This window comes from Pseudomonas sp. NPDC096950, assembly GCF_044762525.1.
Classification (GTDB): Bacteria; Pseudomonadota; Gammaproteobacteria; order Pseudomonadales; family Pseudomonadaceae; genus Aquipseudomonas.
The window spans coordinates 197610-204747 of record NZ_JBIWEL010000012.1 but is presented as its reverse complement, the minus strand read 5'-3'; the positions used below and the strand labels follow the sequence as shown (position 1 = coordinate 204747).

The following is a 7138-nucleotide window of genomic DNA, read 5'->3' as shown; positions in this document are numbered from 1 at the left end:
AGCAGGATGATCGACATCGCCATGCCCAGGGACTGCGCCCAGTCCGGCAGAGCGGTGTAGTGCAAGTGGTGCGGACCGGCCCAGATGTACAGGGTGATCAGCGCCCAGAAGTGCACGATGGACAGGCGATAGGAGTAGATCGGACGTTCGGCCTGCTTCGGAACGAAGTAGTACATCATCCCCAGGAAGCCGGTGGTCAGGAAGAAACCCACCGCGTTGTGGCCGTACCACCACTGGATCATCGCGTCCGTCGCACCCGAGTAGGCCGAGTAGGACTTGAACAGGCTGACCGGCAGCGACATGTGGTTGACGATGTGCAGCATCGCGGTCACGACGATGAAGGCACCGTAGAACCAGTTGCCCACATAGATGTGCTTGGTCTTGCGCTTGACGATGGTGCCGAAGAACACCAGACCGTAAACGACCCAGACAATGGCCAGCAGAATAGCCAGTGGCCATTCCAGTTCGGCGTATTCCTTGGTGGTGGTGTAACCCAGCGGCAAGGTCACGATCGCGCCGATGATCACCGCTTGCCAACCCCAGAAGTGGAAGGCCGCGAGGCTGTCGGAAATCAGTCGCGTTTGGCAGGTTCGCTGCACGACATAATAAGAAGTGGCAAACAGTGCACAACCACCGAAGGCGAAAATCACCAGGTTGGTGTGCAACGGGCGTAAGCGTCCAAAAGTCGTCCACGGCAGACCGAAGTTCAATTCCGGCCATACAAGCTGTGAGGCGATGAAGACACCAAGCCCCATGCCAAGGATCCCCCAGACCACCGTCATGATGGCGAACTGGCGGACTACCTTATAGTTATAAGCAGTCGGACTGATTGCTGTGCTCATTCTAAGGTTCCACGGTTTGGGTGTTTTATTAGGATAAAAATCGGCCGCAAGTATGTAGAAAGCAGGGGGGCATTGCAACGCACCATGACCTGGGTCAATGCTTTCAGAAGCTGATTCTGCGGCCTTTCCATGCGCCGCGTAAGGACATAATTGCCCTCGGACAAAATGTCGCAGCGGAAGAAAAAGGCGAGGGGTTCAGGTCAGTTGTAACGGGGTATGTTCAAACGCAAGGTTCGGGTGACAGAAGGCAATTTGCACGACAGCCGGTATCTACCAGCCTTTGCGGCCTGTCATCGAGCAGATTCGTCGAACACATCGGCTAAGGTCGACCTGGAACCGGTACTTTGCCAGTCCGCATCGAGCAAGCGTAGACCCGATTCCGGGGAACCGAAAGGGAGACTGAAGGAGGGTGCGACAATGGGTCGCAAAGAAGCGGGGAACTGCCGCATCCGGGAGAATGCGGCAGCAGAGCGGTCAAGAATTATTCGCTTTTGCCTTCAGCCTGCAAACGCTCGGTGCTGACACCGTGGGACAAGCTGAAAACGTAAGCCGCCAGCAGTTGCACCTTATCGTTGCCGAGCAATTCGTTCTGCGCCGGCATATGGCCCTGGCGGCCATGACGTATGGTTTGTTGCAGTTGCGCCAGGCTTGAACCGTAGATAAATCCGGCCGGGTGCGTCAGGTTCGGCGCGCCCATGGCTTCAGTGCCTTGGCCGTTTGCCCCATGACAGGCTACGCACGTGGTGCTGAACAATTGCTGTCCGGCTTGCACGTCGGCGTTGCTGTCGGCGGGCAGGGGCAGGCCGGCCAGTTCGTGACGTACATACGCGGCGACGTTTTTCACGCCAGCCTCACCGAGGATCTCGCCCCAGGCCGGCATCGCTGCCATGCGCCCGCCCATGATCGTGGTTTTGATCATGTCGGCATCGCCGCCCCAGCGCCAGTCACTGTCTGCCAGGTTCGGAAAGCCGAAGGCGCCCTTGGCATCCGAGCCGTGGCACACCGCGCAATTGGAAGCAAACAGGCGACCGCCCATTTTCAGCGCTTGCGGGTCCTTGGCCACTTCTTCCACCGGCATGGCGGCGAACTTGGCGAAGATCGGGCCGAACCTGGCGTCAGCCTTGTTCATCTCCTTTTCCCACTCGTGAACGCCGGTCCAGCCGTCCTCGTAACCCGGCAGGATGCCTTTCCAGTTACCCAGGCCCGGATACAGCACCAGGTAACCCACGGCAAACACCAGCGTGCCGGCGAACAGCATGAACCACCACTGCGGCAGCGGGTTGTCGTACTCCTCGATGCCGTCGAAGCTGTGGCCCATGGTCTGGTCGACGCTGCCCTTGGTCTCGCCCTTGCGGGTGCCGACCAGCAGCCAGGTCAGGCCGATCAGGCTGCCGATGGTCAGTACGCAGATCCACGTACTCCAGAAGGTGGTCATGGCCGGGTACTCCTTGTTTCAGGTTCTTGGGTGGCGTCGTCGGGGAGCGGTTCATCGGCGAAAGGCAGCAAACGCGCTTCGGCGAATTCCGGGCTGCGCTTGCCGTTGAACACCCATAACGCCAGGCCGACGAAAGCCACAAACACCACGACCGTGCCCAGGCCGCGGATCATTCCACTGCTCATTTCAAAGACCATGGCGCTCACCTCTTGCTCTTGATGGCAGTGCCGAGCACTTGCAGGTAGGCGACCAGTGCGTCCATTTCGGTCTTGCCCTTGAGCGAGGCGACGGCACCGCTGATGTCGTCGTCGCTGTACGGCACGCCGAGGGTGCGCATGGCCTTGATCTTGGTTTCGGTGTGGCTGCTGTCGAGTTGATTGGCCACCAGCCATGGGTAGCCGGGCATTTTCGATTCCGGCACCACGTTGCGCGGGTTGTACAAGTGCGCGCGGTGCCAGTCTTCGGAGTAGCGACCGCCGACCCGGGCCAGGTCCGGCCCGGTGCGCTTGGAGCCCCACAGGAACGGGTGATCCCAGACGCTTTCGCCGGCCACCGAGTAGTGCCCGTAGCGTTCGGTCTCGGCGCGAAACGGTCGGATCATCTGCGAGTGGCAACCGACGCAGCCTTCGCGGATGTAAATGTCGCGACCTTCCAGTTGCAGTGCGGTATAGGGCTTCATGCCTTCCACCGGTTTATTGGTCACGTCCTGGAAGAACAGCGGGACGATCTGGGTCAGACCGCCGATGCTCACGGCCAGGACCATCAGCAACAGCAGCAGGCCTACGTTTTTCTCGATTGTTTCGTGTTTCATGGCGAACTCCTCAGGCCATCTGCGCGGCAGCGGCGGCTTCGGCAGGCTGCGAGGCCCGCACGGTGCGCCAGGTGTTGTAGGCCATCAGCAACATGCCGCTGAAGAAGATCGCACCGCCCACCAGCCGCACGACGAAGCCTGGGTGGCTGGCCACCAGGGTTTCGACGAAGGAGTAGGTCAGCGTGCCGTCTTCGTTGACAGCGCGCCACATGAGGCCCTGGGCGATGCCGTTGACCCACATCGACGCGATGTAGAGCACGGTGCCGATGGTCGCGAGCCAGAAGTGCGCGTTGATCAGGCCGAGGCTGTGCATCTGCGGGCGACCGAAGATTTTCGGGATCATGTGGTACAGCGCGCCGATGGAAATCATCGCCACCCAGCCGAGCGCGCCGGCGTGAACATGGCCGATGGTCCAGTCGGTGTAGTGGGAGAGGGCGTTCACGGTCTTGATCGCCATCATCGGCCCTTCGAAGGTCGACATGCCGTAGAACGCCAGGGAGACCACGAGGAAGCGCAGGATCGGGTCGCTGCGCAACTTATGCCAGGCTCCCGAGAGCGTCATCATCCCGTTGATCATCCCGCCCCAGCTTGGCGCCAGCAGGATCAGCGACATCACCATGCCCAGGGATTGTGCCCAGTCCGGCAGCGCGGTGTAGTGCAAGTGGTGCGGGCCGGCCCAGATGTACAGCGTGATCAGGGCCCAGAAGTGCACGATCGACAAGCGATACGAATACACCGGGCGCTCGGCCTGTTTCGGCACGAAGTAATACATCATCCCGAGGAACCCGGCAGTCAGGAAGAAACCCACCGCGTTGTGGCCGTACCACCACTGCACCATGGCGTCAGTCGCGCCGCCGTACAGCGAGTAGGACTTGGTCAGGCTGACCGGGATTTCCAGGTTGTTGACGATGTGCAGGATCGCCACGGTGACGATGAACGCACCGAAGAACCAGTTGCCGACGTAGATGTGCTTGGTCTTGCGCTTGGCCAGTGTGCCGAAGAACACGATGGCGTAGGCGACCCAGACGATGGTGATCAGGATGTCGATCGGCCATTCCAGCTCGGCGTATTCCTTGGAACTGGTGTAGCCCAGCGGCAGGCTGACGGCCGCCAGGACAATCACCAGTTGCCAGCCCCAGAAGCAGAATTGGGCGATTTTCGGCGCAAACAGTTGGGTCTGGCAGGTGCGCTGCACCGAATAGAACGAACTGGCGAACAGGGCGCAGCCGCCGAAGGCGAAGATCACCGCGTTGGTGTGCAACGGGCGCAGGCGGCCGAAACTGGTCCACGGCAAATTAAAGTTGAGTTCGGGCCAGACCAATTGAGCTGCGAGAAAAACCCCGAGGCCCATGCCGACGATGCCCCACACCACCGTCATAATGGCGAATTGGCGGACCACCTTGTAGTTGTAGGCGGTACTGATAGAAGTGTTCATGGTTCCCCATCCACGGTTCAGCCGAAGTGAAGGCCTGTCTTGCGAGTAAGCCGCAAGGCAGGCGCTCCCTTCGCCTGGAGTTATAGGCAGACTAAAAGCGAGGCAAGCATGGACAAAGAGCACAAGGCCAGTATTGACGGGGATCAATGGGCGCAGTGCGTGGCCGAACATGGCTGGTTGTGGGATGCGGCTTCCGGGCCGTCATCGACGACGCTGATCCTCGCCCACGGCGCCGGCGCACCGATGGACAGCGGCTGGATGAACGACATGGCCGCGCGCCTTGCCGCACAGGGCGTCAACGTGTTGCGCTTCGAGTTTCCCTACATGGCGCAACGGCGCCTCGACGGCGGTAAACGCCCACCGAATCCGGCACCGAAACTGCTCGAATGCTGGCGTGAGGTGTATGCCAAGGTGCGACGCCATGTCACTGGGCGTTTGGCCATTGGCGGCAAGTCCATGGGCGGACGGATGGCCAGTTTGCTGGCGGATGAATTGGGTGCGGATGCGCTGGTGTGCTTGGGCTATCCGTTCTACGCGGTGGGTAAACCGGAGAAGCCACGGGTCGAGCATCTGGCCGGGCTGAAGACCCTCACGTTGATCGTGCAGGGTGAGCGGGATGCGCTGGGGAATCGGGAGGCCGTCGAGGCTTATGCGTTGTCGCCGAGTATCGAGGTGTTCTGGCTGGTGGCGGGGGATCATGATTTGAAGCCGTTGAAGGCGTCCGGGTTTAGCCATGAGCAGCATCTGGCGGCTGCGGCGGGGAAGGTGGCCGGGTTTCTTCAGTAGCGGTTTGCGGTGGCAGTCAGGGCCTCTTCGCGAGCAAGCCCGCTCCCACAGGGGGTTGCGGCGAATAAAGATCCCATTCACACCTCAGATCAAAATGTGGGAGCGGGCTTGCCCGCGAAGAGGCCCGCACAGGCCCTCTCACTTTCAAAGTGGCCATAAAAAACCCGGAAGCTTTCGCAATCCGGGTTGATCGTTCCCACGCTCTGCGTGGGAATGCCGCCAGGGACGCTCCGCGTCCGCCTCCAGAGAGGCGCATCAATCAGCGGTTAAACCGCTCCACCAACGAGTACTGGGTGCTCGCAGTCTTGGTCAGTTCTTCACTCAGCAACGCCGAGTGTTGCGCCTGTTCCGAGGTCTGGTCCGCCAGTTGCGAGATGTTGCTGATGTTGCGGCTGATTTCTTCGGCCACCGAGCTTTGCTCTTCAGTCGCCGCAGCAATCTGCGTGGTCATGTCGGTAATGTGGGCCACCGCTTCGCTGATGCCGATCAGTGCCTGGTCCGCTTCCAATACCCGCGCCACACCTTCTTCGGCCTGGCGATGCCCGGCGTCCATGGTCTGCACGGCTGTGTTGGCGGTCTGTTGCAGCTTGGCGATCAGGGCATGGATCTGCCCGGTAGACTCGCTGGTGCGTTGCGCCAGTTGTCGCACTTCGTCCGCCACGACCGCGAAACCACGGCCCATCTCACCGGCGCGTGCCGCTTCGATGGCGGCGTTGAGTGCCAGCAGGTTGGTCTGGTCGGCGATGCCTTTGATCACATCGACCACGCCACCGATTTCGTCGCTGTCCTTGGCCAGTTGCGTCACGGTCAGACCGGTTTCACCGACCACCACCGACAGGCGCTGGATGGCTTCGCGGGTTTCCCCGGCGATGTCGCGGCCACGACTGGTCAGGCGATTGGCTTCCTGGGTGGCGTCAGCGGTGCGTTGCACGTGGCTGGCGACTTCCTGGGTGGTGGCCGCCATCTGGTTGACCGCAGTGGCCACTTGTTCGGTTTCGACCCGTTGACGCTCCAACCCATTGGAGCTGTTGTGGGCCAGGGTGTCGGACTGCTTCGCTTGCTCGGTCAGGTGCTCGGCGGTGTCCTGCAGGCGGGTCAGGCAGGTTTTCAGGCGGGCTTCCTGGCTGAGGATCGACATCTCCAGACGCGCCTGGGCGCCCCGGCTGTCGGTGTACATCTGGGCGATCAGCGGGTCCGACGTGGTTTGCCCGGCCAGGATCAGCAGGCGCTTGAGGCCGCGCTGTTGCCAGCTTAGACCCAGCAGGCCCAGCGGCACTGAAAGACCGGCGGCCAAGGCAAAACCCCATTGGGAATTGAGCGATGCACCGATCATGAAGCTCAGTTGGCTGACCAGAATAAACGGCACCCAGTCCTGCAGGACCGGCAGCCATTTGTCTGTCGAAGGAATCGCCGACTTGCCCTGGTTGATGCGTTGGTAGAGCGCTTCGGCCCGGCGGATCTGTTCGGCGGTGGGTTTGATCCGCACCGACTCGTAACCGACCACCTGATTGCCTTCGAAAACCGGTGTGACGTAGGCGTTGACCCAGTAGTGATCACCGGTCTTGCAGCGATTCTTGACAATGCCCATCCATGGCAAGCCTTGTTTCAAAGTACCCCACATGTGCGCGAAGACCGCTGCCGGGACGTCAGGGTGACGCACCAGGTTGTGCGGCGCACGGATCAGCTCTTCACGGGAAAACCCACTGATTTCGACGAAAGCATCGTTGCAGTAAGTGATCACGCCTTTGGCGTCGGTTGTGGAGATCAACCGTTGCTGAGCCGGGAAGGTCCGTTCGCGTTGTGTAATGGGTTGGTTGTTACGCATGGCT

At 60.9% G+C, this 7138-nt stretch carries 7 protein-coding genes; 1 reads left to right on the top strand and 6 read right to left on the bottom strand.

Annotation, left to right across the window (positions count from 1 at the left end; genetic code table 11):
- From ACIQY3_RS19670 to ccoN, 5 genes are all read right to left on the bottom strand, one after another.
- On the bottom strand, window positions 1–842 hold an 842-nt coding region (locus ACIQY3_RS19670), incomplete at its 3' end, for a cbb3-type cytochrome c oxidase subunit I (RefSeq protein WP_403022331.1).
- Between the two features lie 481 nt (window positions 843–1323).
- Window positions 1324–2277 (bottom strand): cytochrome-c oxidase, cbb3-type subunit III, encoded by a 954-nt coding sequence (gene ccoP / locus ACIQY3_RS19665; RefSeq protein WP_403022329.1) that lies wholly within the window; start codon window positions 2275–2277, stop codon window positions 1324–1326.
- Entirely contained in the window at window positions 2274–2474 is a 201-nt protein-coding gene (locus ACIQY3_RS19660) for a cbb3-type cytochrome oxidase subunit 3 (protein ID WP_403022327.1), read from the bottom strand. Before ACIQY3_RS19660 ends, ccoP begins: the two co-directional genes overlap by 4 nt.
- A gap of 5 nt (window positions 2475–2479) precedes the next feature.
- Window positions 2480–3088, bottom strand: coding sequence for a cytochrome-c oxidase, cbb3-type subunit II (ccoO, locus tag ACIQY3_RS19655; RefSeq protein ID WP_123512214.1), 609 nt, complete (start codon window positions 3086–3088; stop codon window positions 2480–2482).
- 10 nt (window positions 3089–3098) lie between these two features.
- On the bottom strand, window positions 3099–4523 hold the full coding sequence (gene ccoN, locus ACIQY3_RS19650; RefSeq protein ID WP_163909227.1) for a cytochrome-c oxidase, cbb3-type subunit I: 1425 nt from the start codon (window positions 4521–4523) through the stop codon (window positions 3099–3101).
- A gap of 108 nt (window positions 4524–4631) precedes the next feature.
- Here ccoN and ACIQY3_RS19645 point away from each other — a divergent pair, with 108 nt between their 5' ends.
- Window positions 4632–5309, top strand: a complete 678-nt coding sequence (locus tag ACIQY3_RS19645) for an alpha/beta family hydrolase (RefSeq protein WP_403022324.1) — start codon at window positions 4632–4634, stop codon at window positions 5307–5309.
- A 259-nt stretch (window positions 5310–5568) separates the two neighbouring features.
- On the opposite strand, the gene ACIQY3_RS19640 is transcribed toward ACIQY3_RS19645, so the two are convergent.
- Window positions 5569–7134, bottom strand: coding sequence for a methyl-accepting chemotaxis protein (locus ACIQY3_RS19640; protein ID WP_403022322.1), 1566 nt, complete (start codon window positions 7132–7134; stop codon window positions 5569–5571).
- Window positions 7135–7138: the final 4 nt, after the last annotated feature.